The sequence below is a fragment of the Pseudomonas sp. S30_BP2TU TE3576 genome, from assembly GCF_050436025.1.
Classification (GTDB): Bacteria; Pseudomonadota; Gammaproteobacteria; order Pseudomonadales; family Pseudomonadaceae; genus Aquipseudomonas.
This window is the reverse complement of sequence record NZ_JBNDLK010000001.1, coordinates 4,881,855-4,905,923: the sequence shown is the minus strand read 5'-3', so window position 1 is coordinate 4,905,923 and position 24,069 is coordinate 4,881,855. Positions and strand designations below refer to the sequence as shown.

The following is a 24,069-nucleotide window of genomic DNA, read 5'->3' as shown; positions in this document are numbered from 1 at the left end:
TCAAACCAAACAACCAAGTCGTGTCAGACGAACCGGGTTCACTGATTTCACGACTGCTTCGCAGCCGAACGGGGGCAAGCCCCCTCGCCACAAAGAGCTTGACCATGCCGTCGATCGGCTAGAATAGCGACCTTGCCGTTGCCGAGCCTGCCATGAAACCTGTACTGCCCCACGCCCAACTCGACTGGGACGACCAAGGTCGTCCGTATTCGCGAGTGTTCGACGATGTGTACTTCTCCGATCAGTCGGGGCTGGATGAAACCCGCTATGTGTTCATCGAACAGAACCGTTTGGCCGAACGCTTTGCCGCCTTGCCGCAAGGCGGGCGCCTGGTCATCGGTGAGACGGGGTTTGGCACGGGGCTGAATTTTCTGTGTGCCTGGCAGGTGTTCGAGCAACACGCGGCGGCCGGTGCGCGGCTGCATTTTGTCAGTGTCGAAAAGTACCCGCTTAGCCCGGCTGACTTACAGCGTGCCCTGGCGCTGTGGCCGGAACTCAAGGTGTTTGCCGATCAGTTGCTGGCGCAGTACGTGGCGATCCACCAGGGTTTCCAGCGCCTGACGCTGGATAACGGCCGTGTCACCCTGACCCTGCTGATCGGCGACGCATTGGAACAACTGCCGCAACTCGATGCCCGGATCGACGCCTGGTTCCTCGACGGTTTCGCTCCGGCGAAAAACCCCGACATGTGGACCGCCGAAGTGTTTGCCGAACTCGCACGCCTGTCCGCCCCCGGCGCTTCCATCAGCACCTTCACCAGCACCGGTTGGGTGCGGCGCCTGCTCAACGCCGCCGGCTTCAAGATGAAACGCACCCCCGGCATCGGCCACAAATGGGAAATCCTGCGCGGCGAGTTCCTCGGCTGGCCGCAGGAAACGCCTGCCCCTGCCCCGGATAAACCCTGGTTTGCCCGCCCGGCTCCGCTGCCCGGCGAACGCCGGGCACTGGTGATCGGTGCCGGGCTGGCCGGTTGTGCCAGTGCCGCCAGCCTCGCCGCACGAGGCTGGCAAGTGACATTGCTGGAGCGTCACGCCGACATCGCCCAGGAAGCTTCGGGCAACCCACAGGGCGTGCTCTACCTGAAGTTATCGGCCCATGGCACGGCGCTGTCGCAAATGATCATCAGCGGTTTCGGCTACACCCGACGACTGCTCGAACACTTGCAACGGGGCCGCGACTGGGACGATTGCGGCGTGTTGCAACTGGCCTTCAACGCCAAGGAAGCCGAACGCCAGATGCAGTTGGCGCAAGCGTTTCCTGCGGATCTGTTGCACTTGATAGATCAACCCGAGGCACAGGCCCTGGCCGGCATCGGGCTGGCACACGGGGGCCTGTTCTATCCCGAAGGCGGCTGGGTTCACCCACCAGCGCTGTGTCAGTGGCAGGCTGCGCATCCACAGATTCAAATGCTCCCCCGTCACGATGCGCTGGAACTGCGCAAGATTGAGGAGCAGTGGCAGGCCTGGGACGGCGAACGCTTGCTCGCCAGCGCGCCGGTGGTGGTGCTTGCCGGTGCAGCTGAAATCCAGCGTTTCCCCGAGAGCGCCGGGTTACCGCTCAAACGCATTCGCGGACAAATCACGCGCCTGGCGCAAACCCCGCAAAGCCAGTCCCTCGGCACGGTGGTATGTGCCGAAGGCTATGTCGCCCCCGCGCGGTTCGGCGAGCATACCCTGGGGGCCAGTTTCGATTTCAAGAGCGAAGACCTGACACCCACCACGGCAGAGCACCTGGGCAATCTGGCCATGCTCGAAGAGATTTCCCACGATCTGGTCACGCGGCTGGAAATCGATCGTCTCGCCCCTGAAAGCCTTCAAGGTCGCGCTGCCTTCCGCTGCACCAGTCCTGACTATTTGCCGATCGTCGGTCCGCTGGCCGACGAACAGGCCTTCGCCCAAGCCTATGCCGCGCTGGGCAAGGACGCCCGGCAAGTGCCGGATATCCCATGCCCATGGTTCGACGGTTTATACGTCAACAGCGGCCATGGCTCGCGGGGTCTGATCACCGCACCGTTGTCCGGTGAATTGCTCGCCGCCTGGCTGGATAACGAACCGCTGCCCTTGCCCAGAGGCGTGGCCGAGGCCTGCCATCCCAACCGGTTTGCCTTGCGGCGCTTGATCCGCGGCAAGTAATCGATACAGCAGCCGAAGTCGCCCTCACGGGGGGATTCGGCCGTGGTCTGTCGGCATATAACCCATCGATCTAAAACTCCCCTTACCGAGGAGGGTCACTTTCTGAGTGCCTGCCGTTTTGGCGTGGTATCGAATGACCCTCCCCAACGGAAAAACCGGTAAGGAATTTATGTGCGGATTAGCTGGCGAGTTACGTTTTGATCATCAACCTGCAGACCTTGCAGCGGTTGAACGAATCACCCATCACCTGGCCCCTCGCGGCCCCGATGCCTGGGGTTTTCATAGCCAGGGACCGATTGCCCTGGGCCACCGGCGCCTGAAAATCATGGACCTGTCAGACGGCTCGGCGCAGCCGATGATCGACCCGCAATTGGGCTTGTCCCTGGCCTTCAACGGGGCGATCTACAACTTTCCGGAACTGCGCGCAGAACTTGAAAGCCTGGGTTACGCCTTCTATTCCGGTGGCGACACCGAAGTGCTGCTCAAGGGTTATCACGCCTGGGGCGAAGCCTTGCTGCCGAAACTCAACGGCATGTTTGCCTTTGCCATCTGGGAGCGCGATGCCCAACGTCTGTTCATGGCCCGCGACCGTCTCGGCGTTAAACCGTTGTACCTGTCGCGCACCAGCCAGCGTTTGCGCTTTGCTTCGGCGCTGCCGGCATTGCTCAAGGGCGGCGACATCGATCCGCTCCTCGATCCCGTGGCGCTCAATCACTATCTGAACTTTCACGCCGTGGTCCCGGCACCGCGCACCTTGCTGGCGGGTATTGAAAAACTGCCGCCCGCCACCTGGATGCGCATCGAAGCCGATGGCCGCACCGAGCAGAAAACCTGGTGGACGCTGCCCTACGGCCCTCACGCCGATGAGATGAATCTGACCCTCGAAGACTGGCGCGACCGTGTGCTCGACAGCACCCGTGAAGCGGTTGCCATCCGCCAACGCGCGGCAGTGGATGTCGGCGTGCTGCTGTCCGGTGGCGTCGACTCGAGTTTGCTGGTGGGCTTGTTGCGGGAAGTCGGCGTGGACAATCTGTCGACCTTCTCCATCGGGTTTCAGGATGCCGGTGGCGAGCGCGGTGACGAGTTCCAGTATTCCGACCTGATCGCCCAACACTACGGCACACAGCATCACCAGTTGCGCATCGATGAAAAAGAGATCATCGAACAACTGCCTGCCGCGTTCCGGGCCATGAGCGAACCGATGGTCAGCCATGACTGCATCGCCTTTTACCTGCTGTCCCGGGAAGTGGCCAAACACTGCAAAGTGGTACAGAGCGGCCAGGGCGCCGACGAATTGTTCGCCGGTTACCACTGGTATCCGCAAATGGACGGTGCAAGCGATCCGTATACCGCCTACCGCGAAGCATTTTTCGACCGCAGTTACGACGATTACGCCGCCACCGTGCAACCGCAATGGCTGACCGCGCATGACGCCGCCGGTGACTTCGTCAAAGCCCATTTCGCAAGGCCCGGTGCCGATGCGGCGGTGGACAAGGCCTTGCGTCTGGACAGCACGGTGATGCTTGTGGACGACCCGGTCAAACGCGTCGACAACATGACCATGGCCTGGGGCCTGGAAGCGCGCACGCCGTTTCTCGACTACCGCCTGGTGGAGTTGTCGGCACGGATTCCGGGGCGTTTCAAACTGCCGGACGGCGGCAAGCAAGTCTTGAAAGAAGCCGCGCGCCAAGTGATTCCCAGTGAAGTGATCGACCGCAAGAAAGGTTACTTCCCGGTGCCGGGCCTCAAGCATTTGCAGGGCGATACGCTGGGCTGGGTACGCGAGTTGCTGCTCGATCCAAGCCAGGATCGCGGCCTGTTCAAACCTGCGATGCTCGACCGTCTGCTGACTGATCCACAGGGACAATTGACGCCCTTGCGCGGCTCGAAGCTGTGGCAACTGGCGGCTCTCAACCTGTGGCTCAGCGAACAAGGAATCTGACCGATGAAACCTCACGCCACGGCTTTCAGCCAACGCCTGTTGCGCGGCCAGTCGCCTTCCTACGAACGCTTGCAGGCACGTCTGGCCGAGGACGGCAGTGAACTCGGCGGAGCGCCGATCGCCGTGCATTGTGGCTGGGGCCGCTTGCTGATCGGCCACACCTTTGCCGATGCCGCGAGCCTCGCCGGGGAGTTGCTCAACGAGCAGCCCGGCGAACGGGACATTGCCCTGTACGTCGCCGCCCCCCAGCAAGTGCTGGGGCTGGAGCCGACCCAGCTGTTCCTCGACCCGTCCGATACCTTGCGTCTGTGGTTCAGCGATTACCGCCAAGCGACCCGGGTGTTTCGTGGTTTTCGCATCCGACGCGCACAAAGCGACGCCGACTGGCAGGCCATCAACCAGCTGTACCAGGCACGCGGCATGCTGCCGATCGATGCCACCCGACTCACTGCGCGCCACCTGGGTGGCCCGGTTTACTGGCTGGCCGAAGACGAGGACAGCGACGCGGTCATCGGCAGCGTCATGGGCCTCAATCATGCAAAAGCCTTCAACGATCCGGAAAACGGCAGCAGCCTGTGGTGCCTGGCGGTCGACCCGCATTGTGCGCGGCCGGGTGTCGGTGAAGTGCTGGTGCGGCACTTGATCGAACACTTCATGAGTCGCGGTCTCGCGTACCTCGACCTGTCCGTACTGCACGACAACCGCCAGGCGAAAAGCCTTTACGCCAAACTCGGTTTTCGCAACCTCTCGACCTTCGCCATCAAGCGCAAGAACGGCATCAATCAGCTGCTGTTTCTCGGGCCAGGCCCGGAAGCGGCGTTCAACCCGTACGCGCGGATCATTGTCGAGGAAGCTCATCGTCGTGGCATCGATGTGCAGGTCGATGACGCTGACGCCGGGATGTTCACCCTCAGCCATGGCGGGCGCCGGGTACGCTGCCGTGAATCCCTGAGCGACCTGACCAGCGCCATCAGCATGAGCCTGTGCCAGGACAAAAGCCTGACCCACAAAGTGCTCAAGGCCGCCGGCTTGAACCTGCCGGCGCAGCAACTGGCGGGTAACGCCGATGACAATCTGGCGTTTCTCGATGAGCACCTGCGCGTGGTGGTCAAACCGCTGGACGGTGAACAGGGCCAAGGTGTGGCAGTGGATTTGCAAACCATCGACGAAATTCAGCAGGCCATTGAGGCCGCCCGCCGCTTTGACAGCCGCGTGCTGCTGGAAAGCTTCCACGAAGGCCTCGACCTGCGAATTCTGGTGATCGGTTTTGAAGTGGTCGCGGCCGCCATTCGCCGGCCGGCTGAAGTGGTCGGCGACGGCCAGCACTCCATCGGCGCCTTGATCAAAGCCCAGAGCCGGCGGCGACAAGCAGCCACGGACGGCGAAAGCAAGATTCCGCTGGACCAGGAAACCCTGCGTACCTTGCATGCCGCCGGATACGACTACTGCAGCATTCTGCCGGCCGGCGAGCATCTGTTCGTACGGCGTACGGCGAACCTTCATACAGGAGGTGTTCTTGAGGACGTGACGGCGATCCTGCATCCGACGCTGGTGGACGCCGCCGTGCGGGCAGCGCGAGCGCTGGACATTCCCATGGTCGGCCTTGACCTGATGGTGTCCGCCGCTGACCAGGCGGATTACGTGTTTATCGAAGCCAACGAGCGGGCCGGGCTGGCGAATCACGAACCACAACCCACGGCAGAGCGGTTTGTGGACTTGCTGTTTCCGCACAGTCAGCCGGTGGTGCCTTAGTTCTGTGGTGTCTGGACTGACCTCTTCGCGAGCAAGCCCGCTCCCACATTTGATCGCGTTTCCCTGTGGGAGCGGGCTTGCTCGCGAAGGCGGACTGACAGGCAACCAGGATCCCTCATCGAAACCATCGATGCGCTCAACTCATCAGGAGTTTCCATGACCAGTAAAATCCCCGAACCGGACCTCGTCTACCTGCAAAAAGTCCTGCTGGAAATGCTCGCCATTCCCAGCCCCACCGGGTTCACCGATACCATCGTGCGCTATGTCGCCGAACGCCTTGAAGAACTCGGCATTCCCTTCGAGCTCACCCGTCGCGGCACCATCCGCGCCACGCTCAAAGGCAAGAAAAACAGTCCAGACCGCGCCGTTTCCGCCCACCTGGACACCATCGGCGCGGCAGTGCGTGCGGTAAAGGACAACGGCCGTCTGAGCCTCGCGCCAGTCGGCTGCTGGTCCAGTCGCTTTGCCGAAGGCAGTCGGGTCAGCCTGTTTACCGACAATGGCGTGATCCGCGGCAGTGTCTTGCCGTTGATGGCTTCCGGGCACGCATTCAATACCGCCGTGGATGAGATGCCGATCAGTTGGGATCACATCGAATTGCGTCTGGATGCCTACTGCGCCACCCGCGCCGACTGCGAGTCGCTGGGGATCAGCGTCGGCGATTTCGTCGCCTTCGACCCATTGCCGGAGTTCACCGAAAGCGGCCACATCAGCGCCCGCCACCTCGATGACAAGGCCGGGGTAGCCGCACTGCTGGCGGCGCTCAAAGCCATCGTCGACAGTGGCGAAGACCTGATGATCGACTGCCATCCGCTGTTCACCATCACCGAGGAAACCGGCAGCGGCGCGGCAGCGGCGTTGCCCTGGGACGTCAGTGAGTTCGTCGGCATCGACATCGCACCGGTCGCGCCAGGCCAACACTCCAGCGAGCACGCCGTCAGCATCGCGATGCAGGATTCCGGCGGGCCGTATGACTATCACCTGTCGCGCCATCTCCTGCGCCTGGCCAGCGACAACGAGTTGCCGGCACGCCGCGACCTGTTCCGCTACTACTTCAGCGACGCCCATTCGGCGGTCACCGCCGGCCACGACATTCGCACCGCCCTGCTCGCCTTCGGCTGCGACGCCACCCACGGCTACGAGCGCACCCACATCGACAGCCTCGCCGCCCTGAGCCGCCTGCTCGGTGCGTACATCCTCAGCCCGCCAGTGTTTGCCAGTGATGCGCAACCGGCCAAGGGCTCACTGGATCGCTTCAGTCATCAACTTGAACACGACACCCAGATGGAAAGCGATACGCGGGTGCCGTCGGTGGACAGCCTGGTGGGGCAGCGGTCGGAGAACTGAGTTGAAACGCGGAGATATTCGGTGTCTGGTCCGGCGCCTTCGCGAGCAAGCCCGCTCCCACATTCGACCGCATTTTCCTGGAGTAACTCGGTCATCTGTGGGAGCGGGCTTGCTCGCGAAGGCAATCTGTCAGACAACACAAGATCCCGGGCTGGCCGTCCTCGCCCAATCGCCGTAGCATCGCGCCATTGATCCAATCGAGGTGCCTATGCTGATTCCCCACGACCAACTTGAAGTCGACACCCTCACCCGCCTGATCGAGGATTTCGTGACCCGCGACGGCACCGACAATGGTGATGACACGCCGCTGGAAACCCGCGTACTACGCGTGCGCCAGGCGCTGACCAAGGGCCAGGCACTGATTGTCTTCGACCCGGAAAGCGAGCAATGCCAGCTGATGCTCAAGCATGACGTGCCCAAGCACCTGTTTGACTGAGGCTTCAGCGTCCCTTGGTTTTTTCCAGTTTGTTCTGGATGCGTTCGTAGATTTCGGAGCGGTGCACATTGACGTCCCGAGGCGCGTCGACGCCAAAGCGAACGTTGTTTCCGTTGATCGCGAGAACGCGCACGCAAATGTTGTCACCGATGGAAATGGTTTCGCCCACAACGCGACTGAGTACGAGCATAAGGAGTGTCCTTCAGGGGTTACTGGCCCCTGAAGATGCCCGGCCCGCCGTACGCCTACAATGCTCTGACAGCAAACCGGACCAGACTGACAGCCCCTGAGCCACCCCGCTGACGGAAAAGTCTGACACGCCGGGTGATTGTAGGGCCGATCTGTCAGGACGCGGAGAATCGCGGCCCGAACAGGATGATGCTCGCGCCGATCACACACAGCGCCACGCCAAGCCAGTCCGAACCCAGCGGACGAATCCGCTCGACCACGGCCAACCAGCCAATTGACGCAATGATGTAGATGCCACCGTAAGCGGCATAGGCGCGGCCGGCATAGGCGGCTTCGATACGGGTCAGCAGCAGGGCGAACAGGGTCAGGCTGAGGAGCGCCGGCACCACCCACAACATGCTTTTACCCTGGCGCAGCCACAGCCAGAAGGCAAAGCAACCGGCAATCTCGAACAGCGCGGCGAGGAAAAACCACAGGTAATTGAGCATGCAAATGTCTCGCGAGGATGGCCAATGGCGGCCACCCTAACCACCGCGTTGCCTATGGGCAAGATCAGCTTGCGGATTGCCTGGCCTTGGCGCGCATTTTATCGGCCATGACCGTCATTTCGTTGTAGAGCAACTGCGGGTTCTTCTGTTTCATCGCCCAGGCCATGCGGCCCTGTTCGTGGGGCAGGATCATGAACTCGCCGGTGGCGACCTGCCGGTAGATGTAATCGGCGATGTCGGCGGCGCTGATCGGCGAACTTTCCAGCAACTTGCCGACCTGGGCTTTCATGGCCGGGGTCGGGCCGCGGAAGGAGTCCAGCAGGTTGGTCTGGAAGAACGACGGACACACCACATGCACGCCGATTTCCTGATGCGCCAGCTCGATCAGCAGGCTTTCGGACAACGCCACCACGCCCGCCTTGGCCACGTTGTAGTTGCTCATTGCCGGGCCTTGCATCAGCGCGGCCATGGACGCGATGTTGATGATCTTGCCTTTGCTTTTTTCCAGCAGCGGCAGGAAAGCCTTGCAGCCCTTGACCACGCCCATCAGGTTGATCGCGATCTGCCAGTCCCAATCCTCCAGGGACAATTCACTGAAGAACCCGCCAGACGCCACACCCGCGTTGTTGACGATGACATCGATACCGCCGAGCTTGACTTCACAGGCCTGGGCGAACGCCGTCAGCTGGCTGTAATCGCGCACGTCGCAGCGCTGGATAAAACCATCACCGCCGGCTTCACGGACCAGCTTCAGGGTTTCCTGCAAACCGGGCTCGCTGACGTCCGACAAGGCCAGTTGCCAGCCTTCACGCGCCCAGCGCAGCGCGATTTCGCGACCCAGGCCAGAGCCTGCACCAGTGATCATCATGCGATTTTGCATAGCAAACAGCCTTGTTGTTCTCGAAGATGCATCGAGTGTAGCGAAGGAAACTCCCCGACCCACGCTCCATCAGATTGCTGAATGGCCCGGGCAAACCGCGGGCACGCCTGAAGTAACTAAGGCAACCACAAACGAAATAAGAGCCTGTTCGAAATACTTCAAAAAAACCTGGAATTATCCTGTAAGTGCAAGAGTCGAAATTTTTAAGCAGCTTGAATTTACTTTATTCCCGCTGACCTAGATTGGCATGGTCAATCCACGGCATTTTCGACAAGGAAACAGACATGGGCACAATACTTCTCGTCATTCTGATCCTGTTACTGATCGGTGGTTTGCCGGTCTTCCCGCACTCCAGAAGTTGGGGTTATGGCCCGTCCGGAATTATCGGCGTGGTGTTGGCGGTGTTGTTGATCCTGCTCTTGCTCGGCCGAATATAAAATCCGCCAGGCAAAAAAAAAGAGACCCTTGAAGGGCCTCTTTTCTATTGCGTCACAACTTATTGCGGCGTGCCGTGAACTACACCGGCGGTGTTGTCCAGCAGACTCTTGGTCGCGGTTTGCAGGAACGCTTCGAGCTTGAGTTTCAACTCAGCGGAACGCGCTGCATCCGCAATGATTTCGGCGTGCGGCGTAGCGCCCATTTCGTACTGGTACAACTTCGGCGCCATGTCCTTTTCCTTCGGCAACACAAGGATCCGGTCGTCGCTGAGGATGGCTGTGGTCTGCTCGTTACCCGAAGGTTTGATCACACCAAAACCCTTATCGCCTTCAGGCAGGTTGAGCAGGTCGCGGCCCCAGCATTGCTGGCGAGTTTCGCCGCCCAGGCGGCCCATGATGGTCGGCACGATGTCGATCTGGGTGCCCACTGTGTGGTCGCGCTGGCCGAACTTCTCCTGGATACCCGGTGCGATCATCAACATCGGCACGTTGAAGCGGCCCAGGTCCATTTCGGTGATTTGCTGTTCGTTACCGAAACCGTGGTCACCCACGATGACAAACAGGGTTTCCTTGAAGTACGGCTCCTTGCGGGCCTTTTCAAAGAACTGGCCCAACGCCCAGTCCGCGTAACGCATGGCGGTCAAGTGTTCGTTCAGGTTTCCGCGATTGGTCACGGGCTCGACCGGCAATGGTGTCGGCAAGGCATAAGGCGTGTGGTTGGACAGGGTTTGCAGCAAGGCGTAGAACGGTTTGCCGTTTTCACGCGCCTTGAGCTCTTGCAGGCTGCGATCGAACATATCCTGGTCGGACACGCCCCATGTCGGGTCGGAGAACACCGGATTCACGAAATCGTTACGACCGATGAAGTTGGTCATGCCCTGGTTGCTGAAGAAACCCGACTGGTTGTCCCAGGCGAAATCGCCGTTGTAGACGTACACATCGTCATAGTGACGGGCACTGAGCAACTGCGGCAGGCCGGACAGCTTGTGGCTGCCTTCCGGGGTCTGCATCAGGTATTCGAAACCCGGCAGGTTCGGGAAGCAACCCATGGTGGCGAACATGCCCTGGTGGGTATGGGTACCGTTGGAGAAGAAACGGTCGAACAGCAGGCCTTCCTTCGACAGTTTGTCGAGGTACGGTGTGATATTGCCCGGCCCGCCCAAAGCCCCCACCGAGTGACCGGCCATGCTTTCCATCAGGATCACAACGACGTTCTTGATCGGCAGGGTCTTGTCGGCCGGCGGCGTGTAGTCACGACGTACGGCGGCCATATCGGCCTCGACCAGTTTTTCGTCCGGCAGCACCAGCATGTCACGCACGATCTGCTGGGCTTGCTCTTGAGGCAGGGTGGCCTTCCAGATGTTGTCGCGTTCTTCGGAGATCCGGCTCTTGGCGGCAGCCACCAATTGCAGGGTGCCGTTGAGGCCCAACTGGTTGGCGAAGTTCGAGTTGGTGGTATAGACGTCACCCCAGCGTAGCGGCGGGCCCTGGCGCAGAGTGCCACGCGCAGCGACTACGCAAACCAGCAAACAAACCACGAATACCGCAATTCGCGCATACCACGGTGCAACCTGGCGCGTGCCGATGCTGCCGCCACTGAACGGGCCACGGGGACGGGTCGCACGGTCGGCGCCCTTGAATGCCAGGCTCAGGATCCAGGTACCCACGGCCCATGCCAGCAGGTAACGGACCACCGGAAAACCGTACCAGAGCATGCTCATCACGGTTTTCGGATCTTCCTTGACGTACTGGAAGACCAGGCCGTTGAGGCGCTGGTGGAACTCACGATAGAAGTCCATCTCCATCAGGCCCAGGAACAGCGCAATGCTGGAGACGATCGTCAGCCACAGACGGAACAGCCCGCGTGCCGCCATGGCCCGGGCGCTGAACAATGCCAGCAGCAACGGAATACTGAGATAGACCACCAGACGCACGTCGAAACGCAGACCGTTGGCGAATGCCTCGAGGAAAGTCGAGGCCGGTGTGTCGAGGATCATCGAGCGGTTGTAAACCAGCAGCGCGACGCGCAGCAGGCTGAACATGACCATCATGACCAGGGCACACAACAACGTGTAGGCCAGATGCGATTTGACGGTCGGTTGCAGCAGGCGACTAGAAGCTCGCTGCTGATTCAGGGCGTCCGGGATTGCCATGTCGTTTTAGGACCCATTGGAAGTTGAAGTTTCAAAAATACAGCTGCGCCTTGCCCTCTTTTTGGCCAGTACCAGGCCCCGGGGATTGCGCGGTGCGCAAATGTTGCACGATCAACGGCAGCATTGCCATTGATTACTGTCCGCAATGTTGGCGCCGGCGAATTGTCTTGGACACTTTGTGAAAATTTCGTGCAACGCATATCCGGAAACACAATAAACCCCAGGCAAAACATGCTCTTTGTAGCAGCAGGCGAAGCCTACGTTCGGCTGCGCAGCAGTCGTAAGATCAGCCGGCGCGGTTCTTCAGGAAGACCGGGGGCTCCGGGTTTTACGACTGCTGCGCAGCCGAACGCAGCCTCGCAGGCTCGGCAGCTGCTACAGGTCGCGTGACGGCTTGACTGAGCGGCATTTTCCCTATTGCGCAAAGAAAAACGCCCCGAACAAGTCGGGGCGTTATCGAAAGAGCGGCGCGGTTACTTCTCGGCGCGTTCTTTCAGGGCTTTCAAGGTATTGAACGGGGCATCCACCACGAACTTGTTGGCCACCATTGACGGCACGCTGCCGCCCGGTTCGGTGTGCACCTGATAGGTCACTTCGATCTGGTCGCCCTTGGGCACGAACTTCCAGAAACCGTCGACCTTGGCGACCCGGACGAAACCTTTTTCTTCAGGAAGGTATTTCGGTACGCCTTCGAGCTTGCGGGTCACGCTGCCATCGGCGCCTTCGATGGTGGTGACGTGCAGCACCGAATCACGCGGGGTAACCGGCCACGGGGTGTTGAACTGGGTGTAAGTCCAGCTCTGGTCACCTTCGTGCTTGAGCAGCTTCTGGGTCTTGCATTCGTGAATCCAGGCGCAGGCCCCGGGCACGTCTTCCTGCAACGCACGCAGCTTGGCCATGGTGGTTTTCATCAGCGTGACGCCCTGGTAGGCCTTGTAGTCGGACCCGGCCACTTCACTCAGGGAGATCTTGATGCCGTCTTCGTCTTTTTTGACTTTCCAGTCTTCGGCCTGGGCCGCCGAGGTAGCCAGCACAACCGTCAAACCACACAGCACAGCAATACGATGCAGCGAACCCATAGTCTTATTCCTTATTGTTGAAGTTCCGTTCGTTTGGCTTGCACCTCCGATCACCTTCAGGTCTTTCGCAGGTGATCGCAGGTGCGAGCCCACACATCACGCCGCCGTCATTTGCTCCCACCAGCCAATCAACCGAATGGCGTCTTCGCGGCTGCTTCCGCAGACCTCCGGGTCGGCATCAAACGCCGAACACACTGCCGGGCGCTCTGGCTGGCCGAAAATACGGCACAGGTTATCGGCCGACAATTGCAGGCAACGCTCCCCCGCAGGTTTGCCGTTGGGCATACCGGGAATCGGTGAACTGATGGAAGGGGCAATGCAACAAGCGCCACAACCCTCACGGCATTTCATGACGACAAGCTCCTCGCGATGAGCAATGTGTTAAAGGACGGGGCACAGAGTACCCGCTAAAACAGTTGTTTTAAATTACCTGCGAGCGGGTTTTTCAGTGCAAACGAACGTGACCGACCAGTCTCCGACAAAGCGTCTGGTCTGGGGCTCGCGGATCGGGATGAGGTTACTGTTTGAACTCGAAATCCAGTGCCGCGCCTTCGACCTCGCGGCGCTCTTCATTTCGTAGTTGCAGCTGCATTTCATTGCTGAGCAAGCGTCCGTTGAGCTGGAACGGACTGCTGCCGCTCTTTTCGCCGAACATCGGTGGCAATAACGGTTCGCGCTTGGGCGATACCACCGTTCCCAGTGGTTTCAGCTCCTGAACCATGTCCCGAGGCAAGCTCAGATCCAGCTTGGCAGACGGAAGCTCAGTCTTTACCACCTCGCTGGCCGGTTTCGATTTGGAGGCAATGGGCGGACGCTTTTTCACGGGCGTCGCCGGTTTCGTGGCCGGCGAGGCTTTTTTCACAGGTTCGGTTTTTAACGGTGCTACGTGGAAACTGCCAGTGGTTTGCTGATCCTGCTCGGTAGCCGCCACGACGAATGCCGGCTGAATACTCGTAAACAGGCAGAGCAAAAGCCAGGTGGCAGGAAAAGTCGGTTTCATGTGTCCAACGGTGGGCGCAAACGGCAGGGGTGCATATGCTCGCCTGTTGCAGCCCACAAGACAAGCGCAGTAGCAGCCTGTTACAAACCGCCGGCCATCTCCTGGCAGAGTTGGGTGGCCAGCATGCCCAAGGTCATCAATGCGCGCTCGGCTTCACGGTTCCATGGCGTGCCGCAATTGAGGCGAATGCAGTGATTGAACTGTTCGGTGTTACTGAAGATCAGACCCGGCGCAATACTGATGCCCTGCTGCAATGCCCGCACGTGCAACTCTTGCGTGTTGACTCGCCCCGGCAGACTGACCCACAGAATGAAGCCACCGGTAGGCCGGGTCATCTGCGTGCCTTCCGGGAAATACTGCTGCACGGCCAGTTGGAAGGCACTGAGGTTTTTACGGTACTCCTGACGGATGAAGCGCAAATGCCGGTCGTACCCGCCATTTTCCAGGTAAGCGGCGATGCCCATCTGGGTAACGCTGCACGCAGAATGCGTGCTGAAAGTCTGCAAGCGCTGGATTTCCTGCTGATACTTACCGGCTATCATCCAGCCGATCCGCACGCCAGGCGACAGGGTTTTCGAGAAGCTTGAGCAGTAGATCACCCGGTCCAGCCGATCGTAGGCCTTGAGGGACTTGGTGCGCCCCTGCTCGAACATCAACTCACCGTAGATATCGTCTTCGACAATCTGGATATCGAAGTCCGATGCCAGGCGCAGTAATTGTTTCTGCCGCTCCTCCGGCATGGTGCCGCCCAATGGATTACTCAGTCGGGTGGTCAGCACCAACGCCTTGATCGACCATTGGTTGGCCGCCAGTTGCAGGGCTTCCAGGCTCATGCCCGTGGCCGGATCGCTGGGGATCTCGATGACCTTGAGGCCCAACAGATCGGCCAGTTGCAGCAACCCGTAATAGGTCGGCGATTCGGCCGCGATCAGATCGCCCGGACGGGTCAAGACGCGCAAGGACATCTGCAGCGCATCGACGCAGCCGTGAGTGATCACCACCTCCGACGGATCGACCACCACGCCGGCATCGCGCATGCGGATCGCCACCTGCCGACGCAACGGCTCGAAACCGGGGCTGAACATGTAGCTGAAGGCCCGCGGGCTATGGAAACGGGTGACTTTGGCCAATTGCTGATGCAGTGCCCGCACCGGCAAATAGTCGACACTCGGCACCGCGGCGCCCAGCGGGAAGACACCTTCACGACGGGATTCGACCAGGACTTGTTGAATGATGCTGCTGCGGGTGACCAGCCCCGGGCGCTCGACCCGGGCGATATCCGGCGTCGGTGCGGTAAGTGCCGGCGTCTGGTGCACGTAGTAACCCGACTGCGGCCGGGCGCGGATCAGCCCCTGATCCTCGAGATTGGCATACGCCTGCAACACCGTCGCATGGCTGACATTGAGCTGCGAGCTCATCTTGCGCACCGAAGGCACGCGCTCTCCCGGCTGATAGACCCCACGGCGGATGTCTTCGGCCAGTTGTTGAGCAATACGTTGATAGAGCAAAAGATTGGTCATGACGCAGCACTCGATTTCACGGGCATTTTATTCTTGTGTGAAACAATACCGGAACAGTTTAGAAGTGTACTGGGACAGTTGCCACAATAGTCGACCATACAGTGCAGTGTCAGCAAAATCTGTACTGTTTTGTGCGGTAATCTGCGGACGTAAAAAAACCCGGCGCTGCATGGCAGGCCGGGTTGTTGCAGGAGCGTCACCCTGGAGCAGCTTTAGCGGGCAGCGCCGAGCTGGCCTTTTTCGTCGGAAAACACAATTTCCACCCGACGGTTCTGCGCCCGGCCCCGCTCCGACGCATTAGCGTCCACCGGATACTCGTCGCCATAACCCTCGACCTGGATACGCTTGTCATCGATACCCAGGTCCATCAGTACGTCAGCCACCGATTGCGCGCGGTCGCGGGACAGCTTGAGGTTTTCCTGCTTGCCCCCGGTACTGTCCGTATAACCCTCGATCCGCACCACACGCTTGGGGTTGAGTTGCAGGAACTGCACAATCTTCAACACCACACGGTTGGCCGAAGGTTTCAACTCCGCTTCGCCCGTGTCGAACAGCATGTCGCCCAAGGTCATTACCAGGCCGCGATCGGTCTGGGTGGTGGTTAATGCCAGGATCTGCTCTTCGAGCCATTTGCCTTGCTGCTGAACGCTGAGCAGTTTGGATTCACGCAGTTCCAGTTGCAGGCGCTGCCGCTCCAGTTCGAGTTTCGCCGCTTGCTCTTCGTTGAGCGCCTGATTGGTATGTTCCCGGGCAATCGCGCTATAGCGCTGGCTCAGGTAGGCGTAATGCACCACGTCCGAACCGCTGCCCCAATAACTGGACAGACGATCGGCACGGGCCAGGGACTCTCCGGCGCGAATCACGTCCTTGGGGGCGATTCGCAGCACATTGGAGTCTTCCTTGACCTTCTGAAAGTCGGCACCGGCCTGCTGTAACGCCGTTTCACTGTGCTGACTGGCGCAGCCAAAGAGACTTGCGCAGCCTGCCAGGATCAAACCGCCGAGGGTTTTAGTCTTGAGACTCATTCGGCATCTCCCAGTTGCTTGCGCAGGCGGGCGATGCGGGTGTTGAGCACGTTCAACTGCTCCTCGCTCTTGAGGGTCAGCACACGCGCTTCGGCCAGACGCGCATCCAGCTCGGCCTGTTCGGCCCGCATGCGCGCATTCTTGAAGGATTGGTCGTTCATGTTGCCCTTGGCACGGTTGAACTTGTCTTCGGCCAGTTTCATTTCCGGCACATCGTCTGCCGTGGCGCCCACGGCCCTGGCCTGTTCAAGTGCCTGTTCGGTCAGGCGCATTTGTTCATTCGGCGCAGGATCGGTTGCACAACCCGCCAGGACCGCAAAGGCCACGCCAGCGAAAAGAGGTCGAATACTCACTAAATATCCCTACTGTTTTGGGGTACTGACGGGTTGTTGCGGGGGTTTCTGTTGCGGCTGTGAGCGTTGCGCCTTCCAACGCTCGATATTGCGCATCAGTACGGCCTCCGTCAGTCCGGACGCGGGCAATTCTGTCATCTTTTTGGCCAACTGTCCGCGCAACCACGGATCGTTGCAGGCCGAGTCATGGGAAATCGCCAGGTACAGTCCGGGCTTGTCGACCGGTTGCGAGCGCGCGACCAGATCACCGGCCATGCCCAGTGTCTGTGCGGTCGCCATGCCCGAGTAACGTCCTGCCAGGACAAATTCGACCTCGCCCAACAGCAGTTTCTGAAAGGCCTGGGTCAGGCTGGACGTGCGCGCCAGGGTTAATTGCTGTCCGGCAAAGGTGCTGAATTGCGGGGTCATTCGGGCCTTTTCCGACACGGCACCGGGATGGCCGTGCAGGTCTTGTGCTTCGTTGTAGACCAGCGCCGAGTCTTTGCGAGTCCAGACCAGATAGTCGTTTTCCAGCAAGGGTGGATGGATGTAATCCAGGGTTTCCAGCTCGCTGACCGTCAACGGTGCGTCCGCCAGCATGTCCATGCGCCCGCTGCGCACTTCGTCCAGAGCCTGGGAACGTTTGCCGGCATAAAGCAGGTCGACCTTGAGCCCCAACTCCCCCGCCACTTGCTGCAACAAATCGGCACTGGCACCGATCAGGTGTTTGGGATTCTGCGGGTCTTGCCACAGGTACGGTGGCGCATCCGGGCTGCCGGTCACCACCAGGCGTTCGCATTTGCCTGCGGCGAAAGACAGCGCGGGCATAGCCGACAGCCCCAACAGCAACGACCAGCCACACAAGCGACGCAAATCCATGGCATCACACCCCCATTCAAATCCGGAACAAAAAAAAGCCCGACCAAAAGGCCGGGCTCTTTATAAGTGAAGCAGCCGGATTAGACCAGCTTCTCCAGCTCAGGGATGGCTTCGAACAGGTCTGCCACCAGGCCGTAATCGGCCACCTGGAAGATCGGCGCTTCTTCGTCTTTGTTGATCGCAACGATCACTTTGGAGTCTTTCATGCCGGCCAGGTGCTGGATCGCGCCGGAGATACCGACGGCGATGTACAGCTGTGGAGCAACGATCTTGCCGGTCTGACCGACCTGCATGTCGTTGGGTACGAAACCTGCGTCGACCGCGGCGCGGGAAGCACCGACGGCAGCGCCCAGCTTGTCGGCCAGGGCGTACAGGTGTTTGAAGTTGTCGCCGTTCTGCATGCCGCGGCCGCCGGAAATGACGATCTTGGCAGCGGTCAGTTCCGGACGATCGGACTTGGCCAGTTCTTCGCCGACGAAGCTGGAAATACCAGCGTCGTGAGTAGCGCCAACGGCTTCAACGGCAGCGGAACCACCAACAGCTGCAACCGGGTCGAAACCGGTGGCACGCACGGTGATCACTTTGACCGCAGCGTTCGATTGCACGGTCGCGATAGCGTTACCGGCGTAGATCGGACGCTTGAAGGTGTCAGCGCTTTCTACCGAGATGATCTCGGAGATCTGGTCAACGTCCAGTGCAGCGGCAACGCGCGGCAGGATGTTTTTGCCGTTGGAAGTGGCGGCAGCCAGGATGTGGCTGTAACCCTTGCCCAGCTCGGTAACCAGCGGCGCAACGTTTTCCGGCAACTGGTGAGCGTAGGCAGCGTTATCGGCTACCAGCACTTTAGCCACGCCAGCGACTTTCGCAGCGGCTTCAGCCACGGCGCCAGCGCCTTGGCCTGCAACCAGAACGTGGATGTCACCACCGATTTTGGCGGCAGCAGCAACGGTGTTCAGCGTGGCCGGGGCCAGTACTTTGTTGTCGTGTTCAGCAATAACCAAGATAGTCATTTAGATTACCTTCGCTTCGTTTTTCAGTTTCTCGACCAGTTCAGCCACCGACTTGACCTTGATACCCGCGCTGCGTGCAGCTGGCGCTTCGACTTTCACGGTCTTGTTGGTGGAGGCGGTGGAAACGCCCAAAGCGTCCGGAGTCAGCACTTCGAGAGGCTTCTTCTTGGCTTTCATGATGTTTGGCAGGGACGCGTAGCGCGGCTCGTTCAAACGCAGGTCGGTGGTAACGATGGCCGGCAGCTTCAGGGAAACGGTCTGCGCGCCGCCGTCGATTTCGCGAGTCACGGCCACGCTGTCACCGCTGACTTCGACTTTCGAAGCGAAGGTGCCCTGACCATAGCCACTCAAGGCAGCGAGCATCTGGCCAGTCTGGTTGTTGTCGCTGTCGATGGCCTGTTTGCCAAGGATCACCAGCTGAGGCTGTTCCTTGTCGACAACGGCCTTCAACAGTTTGGCAACGGCCAGGGAAGTCAGGTCTTCGGCGGACTCGACGAGGATGGCGCGGTCGGCACCCAGAGCCAGCGCGGTGCGCAGTTGCTCTTGAGCGGTGGACGGGCCGACGGAGACGACGACGATTTCAGTCGCAACACCTTTCTCTTTCAGGCGTACGGCTTCTTCAACGGCGATCTCGCAGAACGGGTTCATCGACATCTTGACGTTGGCAAGATCGACGCCGGAATTGTCCGCCTTGACGCGGACCTTGACGTTGTAATCCACAACGCGTTTGACAGCTACAAGAACCTTCATGGATTCCTCGTTACTCTCCGGTGAAAAGAAAGTCGCCTAGGCGAACCTGGCGGTTGATACTCATCGGGCGCAAGGGCACCTCCAAAAACGCCGGCAAAGCTGTCAAGTGACCATCGCTCATGATGTGGATGACCGTTCGTCAGTGGTGACTGACGAGTCATTCAACATCGTGGCGTGTAAACTGCGCATCAAACCCGCGCAGCGCATCACTCTCTACTGCCATCGCCCTGTCTTTAGAGGTGCTCTTGAAACCAACAGTCAGCCTACGGCGAGCGCAAAACCGCCCGTATCTTGACCGGAACGCCTATTCCGGTCAATACGCCAAAATGGCCGTTCATAAGGCGCGTGACTTTGATTTCTCTGGCTTTGAGCCAATTCAAACAAACGTTTGTATTGGACGCTGAGAGTGGTGTAGATATAATGCGCCACCCAAAGAGAAAGGTGGTCAATCGATTGTCCGCTTTCGGCGTTGCGCCGGGATTCATGGATGCGACACCCAACCTCCAAATTAGAAAAAAAACTGTTGAGCCTTGAGTAGGAGATAACCTGTGGAACGCGAATACATGGAATTCGACGTTGTCATCGTCGGTGCCGGCCCCGCTGGTCTTTCCGCCGCCTGCCGCTTGAAGCAGAAGGCCGCCGAAGCCGGTAAGGAAATCAGCGTCTGCGTGGTCGAAAAAGGCTCCGAGGTCGGTGCTCACATTTTGTCCGGTGCCGTGTTCGAACCACGCGCCCTGAACGAACTGTTCCCGGACTGGAAAGAACTCGGCGCGCCGCTGAACACCCCCGTCACCCGCGACGACATCTTCGTGCTGAAGAACGCTGAAAGCGCGCAGAAAGTTCCAGACTTCTTTGTGCCCAAGACCATGCACAACGAAGGCAACTACATCATCTCCCTGGGCAACCTGTGCCGCTGGCTGGCCCAGCAGGCCGAGAACCTGGGCGTGGAAATCTACCCGGGCTTCGCCGCTCAGGAAGCGCTGATCGACGAGAACGGCGTGGTTCGCGGGATCATCACCGGTGACCTGGGCGTCGACCGCGAAGGTAACCCGAAGGAAGGCCTGTACACTCCGGGCATGGAGCTGCGTGGCAAGTACACGCTGTTCGCCGAAGGCTGCCGTGGCCACATCGGCAAGCAGTTGATCAAACGCTTCAACCTGGACACTGACGCTGATGCCCAGCACTACGGCATCGGCCTGAAAGAAATCTGGGAAGTCGACCCGGCCAAGCACCAGCCGGGCCTGGTGGTCCACACCGCCGGTTGGCCGATGGACATCATGGGCACCGAGAACACCGGTGGCTCGTTCCTCTATCACCTGGAAAACAACCAGGTAGTGGTTGGCCTGATCGTCGACCTTTCCTACAGCAACACCTACCTGTCGCCGTTCGACGAGTTCCAGCGCCTCAAGCATCACCCGGTGCTCGAGCAGTACCTGGAAGGCGGCAAGCGCATCAGCTACGGCGCCCGCGCCATCTGCAAGGGCGGCCTGAACTCGCTGCCGAAAATGGTCTTCAAGGGCGGCGCGCTGATCGGTTGCGACCTCGGCACCCTGAACTTCGCCAAGATCAAGGGCAGCCACACCGCGATGAAATCCGGCATGCTCGCCGCCGATTCCGTGGCTGACGCACTGTTCGCAGAGAAGGACAGCAGCGAAGAACTGACCACTTACGTCGACGCATTCAAGAAGAGCTGGCTCTACGAAGAACTGTTCGCCAGCCGCAACTTCGGCCCGGCGATTCACAAGTTCGGCGCCATCGTTGGTGGCGGTTTCAACTGGCTCGACCAGAACATCTTCGGCGGCAAACTGCCGTTCACCCTGCACGACACCAAACCGGATTACGCTTGCCTGAAACTGGCGGCCGACTGCAAGAAGATCGACTACCCGAAACCGGACGGCAAGATCAGCTTCGACAAACTCAGCTCGGTGTTCATCTCCGGTACCAACCATGAAGAAGAGCAGCCGTGCCACCTGAAGCTGGCCGACCCAAGCATCCCGATCAGCAAGAACCTGCCGCTGTACGATGAGCCGGCACAGCGTTACTGCCCGGCTGGCGTGTACGAAGTGATCACCAAGGAAGACGGCGAGAAGCGCTTCCAGATCAACGCCCAGAACTGCGTTCACTGCAAGACCTGCGACATCAAGGACCCTGCACAGAACATCACCTGGGTGACACCGGAAGGCTCAGGCGGCCCGACTTACCCGAACATGTAAGCCGAACCGCGAACATCAAGGCTCCCGAAATGGGGGCCTTTTTGTTGCCCGCGATTTATGTACTGCAGAAGACCCGGTGTGGGAGCGGGCTTGCTCGCGAAAACGGTAATTCATTCAACATTGATGTCGACTGATACACCGCTTTCGCGAGCAAGCCCGCTCCCACAAGGGGGTTCGCAAAATGTTTCTTTGCCGAATCAGACCTTGAGGCCCAGCTCCGCCGACAGCCGGGCCGTGACCCCTTTGATCAGGGGAATCAGCTCGGCCATCTTTTCCAGCGGCATATACGGCACGGTGCTGGCGATGCTGATGCCAGCGACGATGCGCTTGCTGGCATCGCGCACCGGCGCCGCCACGCAACGGATCGACGGCTCGTTATCTTCCAGATCGAAGGCATAACCGCCGGCCACGTACTCGACCATACGCTGCTCGAACTGCTCCCAGGATTGCTCCGGGTGCTGCGGCCAGAATTGATTTTTCCCACCCACCGGCAGGCTGACTTCGTACAGGCGCTGCCACTCCTGCGGCGAATCATCCAGCATCAGCGCCTTGCCGATCCCGGTCCGCGCCAGCGGCATGCGATGGCCGACCCGCGAACGCATTTCCGGGCCATTGCGCCCCGGATTCTTGTGCAGGTACAGCACTTCGTCACCTTCACGAATCGCCAGGTGAATGGTGTCGCCGGTCAACGCCGACAACTCATCCAGATACGGCCCGGCCAGGGTCACCAATGGCAACTCTTCACGGGCCTGAAACCCCAGTTCGATCAGTTTCGGTCCCAGCAGATAACCGACTTGCGGCACCACCCGCAAATAACGCTCGTCCACCAGGCAACTGGCCAGGCGATGGGTGGTGCTGCGCGTGGTGCCGATCAGCCGGGCGATTTCCTTGAGATCGCGGGCGCCACTGGCCACGGCCTGAACCACACCCAGACCGCGAAGCAGGGTCTGGGTGCCGGTGGGTGCGGCGTCCTTGGCGATTTTTGGGGCGTCTTCCTGCATATCCAGCCTTTACCGTTGAGCGTGTGAACGGGCGGCATTATGGTCGCCCGGATGCCACGACTACAACTTGATACGCTCGACCTTGCCCACCAGCAAGATGTAGGAAAGTGCACCGATCAACGCCAGCACCGAGATGTAGGTGATCGCCGGGGCGAAAGAATCACCCGTCGCGAGGAAGCCGATCACGATAGGCGTGGCAATCGCCGACAGGTTGCCGATGAAGTTGAACACCCCACCGGTCAGCCCGAGCAATCGCGCCGGGGCAAGTGTCGACACCAGCGACCAGGTGATGGACGCCAGGCCATTGCCGAAGAACGCCAGCGCCAGAAAGGCAATCACCAGCGGCGTCGACTCCACAAAGTTGGCGCCGATGATCGAGGTCGAAATCAGCAAGCCGCTGATGATGGGCAACTTGCGGGCGAAACCCACCGTGTAACCGCGACGGATCAAAAAGTCCGAGAAAAAACCGGAACACAGCACGCCGACAAAGGCCGCAAGAAACGGCAGTGACGCCAACAGGCCGGACTTGATGAAGTCCATGCCGCGGTATTTCACCAGATAGGTCGGGAACCAGGTCAGGAAAAACCACAGCGTCGAGTTGAGGCAGAACTGACCGAGGTAAATGCCCCAGAGTTTGCGCTTGGTCAAAACAATCCCCAGGTCGGTCCAGCTGAATTTGGCTTTGACCCTGGCCTGCTCGGCCTGAATGTCCACCAGGCCACCGCCCTCGCGGATCAGATCGATTTCCGCGTCATTGGCGCCTTTGAAATCCCGGGGTTCGCGATACACCGCGTACCAGATCACCGCCCACAGAATGCCCACTGCGCCGGTGGTGACGAACACCATGTGCCAACCGAATTCGTGCTGAAGCCAGGCCAGCACCGGCGTCAGGAAAGCCAGGCCGACGAATTGCCCGGAGGTGTAGAAACCGATGGCCGTGGCGCGCTCGCGCTCGGGGAACCAAGTGGTGACCACGCGGCTGTTGATCGGGTACGCCGGCGCTTCCAGGGCACCGACGGCCATACGCAGCACGAACAGCGCGATGAAGCTGCCGGCGAAGCCGAGCATCACCGTGGCCACCGACCACAGCAGTAATGCGACGCTGTACAGAATCCGTGGCGGCACGCGGTCCACCAGCCAGCCGCCGGGGATCTGCATGGCGGCGTAAGTCCAGCCGAAGGCGGAGAAGATCAGGCCGACATGAATCGGGTCGATACCCAGGTCGCTGGTCAGCGCCGGGGCGGCAATCGACAGGTTGCTGCGATCCAGGTAGTTGATCACCACGGTGATGAACAACAGGACCATGATGAAAAAACGCTTGCGACTGGGCGTCACCAACGACGCCTGCCCGGTGAGGGTTTGCGGTTGCATGGGGGGTGCCTCTTCATTATGGTTATTGAGGTCGAAAACTGGGTTAACGCAGATCTCACTACCTATGGAGATCAAATGTGGGAGCGGGCTTGCTCGCGAAAGCGGAGTGTCAGTCAACATCTATGTTGAATGT

At 60.0% G+C, this 24,069-nt stretch carries 22 protein-coding genes; 7 read left to right on the top strand and 15 right to left on the bottom strand.

Annotated features, from left to right (window positions below):
- The first annotated feature begins 152 nt into the window (after nucleotides 1-152).
- The 5 genes from mnmC (at nucleotide 153) to ABIA48_RS22385 (ending at nucleotide 7,609) form a co-directional block, all read left to right on the top strand.
- Nucleotides 153-2,132, top strand: coding sequence for a bifunctional tRNA (5-methylaminomethyl-2-thiouridine)(34)-methyltransferase MnmD/FAD-dependent 5-carboxymethylaminomethyl-2-thiouridine(34) oxidoreductase MnmC (gene mnmC, locus ABIA48_RS22405; RefSeq protein ID WP_429491401.1), 1,980 nt, complete (start codon nucleotides 153-155; stop codon nucleotides 2,130-2,132).
- A gap of 169 nt (nucleotides 2,133-2,301) precedes the next feature.
- On the top strand, nucleotides 2,302-4,074 hold the full coding sequence (locus tag ABIA48_RS22400; protein ID WP_429491399.1) for an N-acetylglutaminylglutamine amidotransferase: 1,773 nt from the start codon (nucleotides 2,302-2,304) through the stop codon (nucleotides 4,072-4,074).
- Between the two features lie 3 nt (nucleotides 4,075-4,077).
- Nucleotides 4,078-5,826, top strand: a complete 1,749-nt coding sequence (gene ngg, locus ABIA48_RS22395) for an N-acetylglutaminylglutamine synthetase (RefSeq protein ID WP_429491398.1) — start codon at nucleotides 4,078-4,080, stop codon at nucleotides 5,824-5,826.
- A 156-nt stretch (nucleotides 5,827-5,982) separates the two neighbouring features.
- Nucleotides 5,983-7,173 (top strand): osmoprotectant NAGGN system M42 family peptidase, encoded by a 1,191-nt coding sequence (locus ABIA48_RS22390; protein ID WP_429491396.1) that lies wholly within the window; start codon nucleotides 5,983-5,985, stop codon nucleotides 7,171-7,173.
- A 208-nt stretch (nucleotides 7,174-7,381) separates the two neighbouring features.
- Nucleotides 7,382-7,609 (top strand): YheU family protein, encoded by a 228-nt coding sequence (locus ABIA48_RS22385; RefSeq protein WP_003199186.1) that lies wholly within the window; start codon nucleotides 7,382-7,384, stop codon nucleotides 7,607-7,609.
- A 4-nt stretch (nucleotides 7,610-7,613) separates the two neighbouring features.
- Here the strand turns inward: ABIA48_RS22385 and csrA are convergent, their stop codons facing one another.
- The 3 genes from csrA to ABIA48_RS22370 all read right to left on the bottom strand — a co-directional run bounded on the left by csrA (nucleotide 7,614) and on the right by ABIA48_RS22370 (nucleotide 9,166).
- Complete coding sequence (csrA, locus tag ABIA48_RS22380; protein ID WP_429491394.1) at nucleotides 7,614-7,799, bottom strand: carbon storage regulator CsrA; 186 nt, start codon at nucleotides 7,797-7,799, stop codon at nucleotides 7,614-7,616.
- Nucleotides 7,800-7,953: 154 nt separating this feature from the next.
- On the bottom strand, nucleotides 7,954-8,286 hold the full coding sequence (locus ABIA48_RS22375) for a YnfA family protein (protein WP_429491392.1): 333 nt from the start codon (nucleotides 8,284-8,286) through the stop codon (nucleotides 7,954-7,956).
- Between the two features lie 64 nt (nucleotides 8,287-8,350).
- A complete protein-coding gene (locus tag ABIA48_RS22370) occupies nucleotides 8,351-9,166 on the bottom strand; it encodes an SDR family oxidoreductase (protein WP_007985348.1) in 816 nt (271 codons plus the stop codon).
- Nucleotides 9,167-9,450: 284 nt separating this feature from the next.
- On the opposite strand from ABIA48_RS22370, the gene ABIA48_RS22365 reads away from it, so the two are divergent.
- Nucleotides 9,451-9,603 (top strand): DUF3309 family protein, encoded by a 153-nt coding sequence (locus ABIA48_RS22365; RefSeq protein WP_007985346.1) that lies wholly within the window; start codon nucleotides 9,451-9,453, stop codon nucleotides 9,601-9,603.
- Nucleotides 9,604-9,662: 59 nt separating this feature from the next.
- Here the strand turns inward: ABIA48_RS22365 and ABIA48_RS22360 are convergent, their stop codons facing one another.
- The 10 genes from ABIA48_RS22360 to ABIA48_RS22315 all read right to left on the bottom strand — a co-directional run bounded on the left by ABIA48_RS22360 (nucleotide 9,663) and on the right by ABIA48_RS22315 (nucleotide 19,351).
- Nucleotides 9,663-11,756 (bottom strand): LTA synthase family protein, encoded by a 2,094-nt coding sequence (locus ABIA48_RS22360; RefSeq protein WP_007985345.1) that lies wholly within the window; start codon nucleotides 11,754-11,756, stop codon nucleotides 9,663-9,665.
- Between the two features lie 473 nt (nucleotides 11,757-12,229).
- Nucleotides 12,230-12,835, bottom strand: coding sequence for an START domain-containing protein (locus ABIA48_RS22355; RefSeq protein WP_429491389.1), 606 nt, complete (start codon nucleotides 12,833-12,835; stop codon nucleotides 12,230-12,232).
- A 96-nt stretch (nucleotides 12,836-12,931) separates the two neighbouring features.
- Entirely contained in the window at nucleotides 12,932-13,186 is a 255-nt protein-coding gene (locus tag ABIA48_RS22350) for a YkgJ family cysteine cluster protein (protein WP_429491387.1), read from the bottom strand.
- Between the two features lie 166 nt (nucleotides 13,187-13,352).
- Nucleotides 13,353-13,835, bottom strand: coding sequence for a translation initiation factor 2 (locus ABIA48_RS22345; protein ID WP_429491386.1), 483 nt, complete (start codon nucleotides 13,833-13,835; stop codon nucleotides 13,353-13,355).
- 80 nt (nucleotides 13,836-13,915) lie between these two features.
- Nucleotides 13,916-15,355, bottom strand: coding sequence for a PLP-dependent aminotransferase family protein (locus ABIA48_RS22340; protein WP_007973699.1), 1,440 nt, complete (start codon nucleotides 15,353-15,355; stop codon nucleotides 13,916-13,918).
- Between the two features lie 212 nt (nucleotides 15,356-15,567).
- Nucleotides 15,568-16,380: an OmpA family protein gene (locus ABIA48_RS22335; protein ID WP_429491383.1), complete on the bottom strand. Its 813-nt coding sequence runs from the start codon at nucleotides 16,378-16,380 to the stop codon at nucleotides 15,568-15,570.
- A complete protein-coding gene (locus ABIA48_RS22330; RefSeq protein WP_204934355.1) occupies nucleotides 16,377-16,733 on the bottom strand; it encodes a DUF4398 domain-containing protein in 357 nt (118 codons plus the stop codon). Before ABIA48_RS22330 ends, ABIA48_RS22335 begins: the two co-directional genes overlap by 4 nt.
- 9 nt (nucleotides 16,734-16,742) lie before the next feature.
- Nucleotides 16,743-17,591 carry a substrate-binding periplasmic protein gene (locus ABIA48_RS22325; RefSeq protein WP_429491381.1) on the bottom strand — a complete coding sequence of 283 codons (849 nt, stop codon included), beginning with the start codon at nucleotides 17,589-17,591 and terminating at the stop codon, nucleotides 16,743-16,745.
- 80 nt (nucleotides 17,592-17,671) lie between these two features.
- Entirely contained in the window at nucleotides 17,672-18,601 is a 930-nt protein-coding gene (locus ABIA48_RS22320; protein WP_429491379.1) for an electron transfer flavoprotein subunit alpha/FixB family protein, read from the bottom strand.
- Entirely contained in the window at nucleotides 18,602-19,351 is a 750-nt protein-coding gene (locus ABIA48_RS22315) for an electron transfer flavoprotein subunit beta/FixA family protein (RefSeq protein WP_017340080.1), read from the bottom strand.
- Between the two features lie 548 nt (nucleotides 19,352-19,899).
- Between ABIA48_RS22315 and ABIA48_RS22310 the strand changes: the two genes are divergently transcribed.
- A complete protein-coding gene (locus tag ABIA48_RS22310; RefSeq protein WP_429491378.1) occupies nucleotides 19,900-21,564 on the top strand; it encodes an electron transfer flavoprotein-ubiquinone oxidoreductase in 1,665 nt (554 codons plus the stop codon).
- A 197-nt stretch (nucleotides 21,565-21,761) separates the two neighbouring features.
- On the opposite strand, the gene ABIA48_RS22305 is transcribed toward ABIA48_RS22310, so the two are convergent.
- Both ABIA48_RS22305 and ABIA48_RS22300 read right to left on the bottom strand, forming a co-directional pair.
- Nucleotides 21,762-22,565, bottom strand: coding sequence for an IclR family transcriptional regulator (locus tag ABIA48_RS22305; protein ID WP_116263302.1), 804 nt, complete (start codon nucleotides 22,563-22,565; stop codon nucleotides 21,762-21,764).
- Nucleotides 22,566-22,625: 60 nt separating this feature from the next.
- Complete coding sequence (locus tag ABIA48_RS22300; RefSeq protein WP_007987218.1) at nucleotides 22,626-23,936, bottom strand: MFS transporter; 1,311 nt, start codon at nucleotides 23,934-23,936, stop codon at nucleotides 22,626-22,628.
- Nucleotides 23,937-24,069 lie beyond the last annotated feature (133 nt).

What these genes read in the sequence shown, in the direction of transcription:
- ABIA48_RS22325 (WP_429491381.1), bottom strand. Translation starts at nt 17,591, where the DNA reads ATGGATTTGCGTCGCTTGTGTGGCTGGTCGTTGCTGTTGGGGCTGTCG.
- mnmC (WP_429491401.1), top strand. Translation starts at nt 153, where the DNA reads ATGAAACCTGTACTGCCCCACGCCCAACTCGACTGGGACGACCAAGGT.
- ABIA48_RS22300 (WP_007987218.1), bottom strand. Translation starts at nt 23,936, where the DNA reads ATGCAACCGCAAACCCTCACCGGGCAGGCGTCGTTGGTGACGCCCAGT.
- ABIA48_RS22400 (WP_429491399.1), top strand. Translation starts at nt 2,302, where the DNA reads ATGTGCGGATTAGCTGGCGAGTTACGTTTTGATCATCAACCTGCAGAC.
- ABIA48_RS22335 (WP_429491383.1), bottom strand. Translation starts at nt 16,380, where the DNA reads ATGAGTCTCAAGACTAAAACCCTCGGCGGTTTGATCCTGGCAGGCTGC.
- ABIA48_RS22360 (WP_007985345.1), bottom strand. Translation starts at nt 11,756, where the DNA reads ATGGCAATCCCGGACGCCCTGAATCAGCAGCGAGCTTCTAGTCGCCTG.
- ABIA48_RS22320 (WP_429491379.1), bottom strand. Translation starts at nt 18,601, where the DNA reads ATGACTATCTTGGTTATTGCTGAACACGACAACAAAGTACTGGCCCCG.
- ABIA48_RS22385 (WP_003199186.1), top strand. Translation starts at nt 7,382, where the DNA reads ATGCTGATTCCCCACGACCAACTTGAAGTCGACACCCTCACCCGCCTG.
- ABIA48_RS22390 (WP_429491396.1), top strand. Translation starts at nt 5,983, where the DNA reads ATGACCAGTAAAATCCCCGAACCGGACCTCGTCTACCTGCAAAAAGTC.
- ABIA48_RS22305 (WP_116263302.1), bottom strand. Translation starts at nt 22,565, where the DNA reads ATGCAGGAAGACGCCCCAAAAATCGCCAAGGACGCCGCACCCACCGGC.
- ABIA48_RS22350 (WP_429491387.1), bottom strand. Translation starts at nt 13,186, where the DNA reads ATGAAATGCCGTGAGGGTTGTGGCGCTTGTTGCATTGCCCCTTCCATC.
- ABIA48_RS22355 (WP_429491389.1), bottom strand. Translation starts at nt 12,835, where the DNA reads ATGGGTTCGCTGCATCGTATTGCTGTGCTGTGTGGTTTGACGGTTGTG.
- ABIA48_RS22365 (WP_007985346.1), top strand. Translation starts at nt 9,451, where the DNA reads ATGGGCACAATACTTCTCGTCATTCTGATCCTGTTACTGATCGGTGGT.
- ABIA48_RS22370 (WP_007985348.1), bottom strand. Translation starts at nt 9,166, where the DNA reads ATGCAAAATCGCATGATGATCACTGGTGCAGGCTCTGGCCTGGGTCGC.
- ABIA48_RS22315 (WP_017340080.1), bottom strand. Translation starts at nt 19,351, where the DNA reads ATGAAGGTTCTTGTAGCTGTCAAACGCGTTGTGGATTACAACGTCAAG.
- ABIA48_RS22375 (WP_429491392.1), bottom strand. Translation starts at nt 8,286, where the DNA reads ATGCTCAATTACCTGTGGTTTTTCCTCGCCGCGCTGTTCGAGATTGCC.
- csrA (WP_429491394.1), bottom strand. Translation starts at nt 7,799, where the DNA reads ATGCTCGTACTCAGTCGCGTTGTGGGCGAAACCATTTCCATCGGTGAC.
- ABIA48_RS22340 (WP_007973699.1), bottom strand. Translation starts at nt 15,355, where the DNA reads ATGACCAATCTTTTGCTCTATCAACGTATTGCTCAACAACTGGCCGAA.
- ngg (WP_429491398.1), top strand. Translation starts at nt 4,078, where the DNA reads ATGAAACCTCACGCCACGGCTTTCAGCCAACGCCTGTTGCGCGGCCAG.
- ABIA48_RS22345 (WP_429491386.1), bottom strand. Translation starts at nt 13,835, where the DNA reads ATGAAACCGACTTTTCCTGCCACCTGGCTTTTGCTCTGCCTGTTTACG.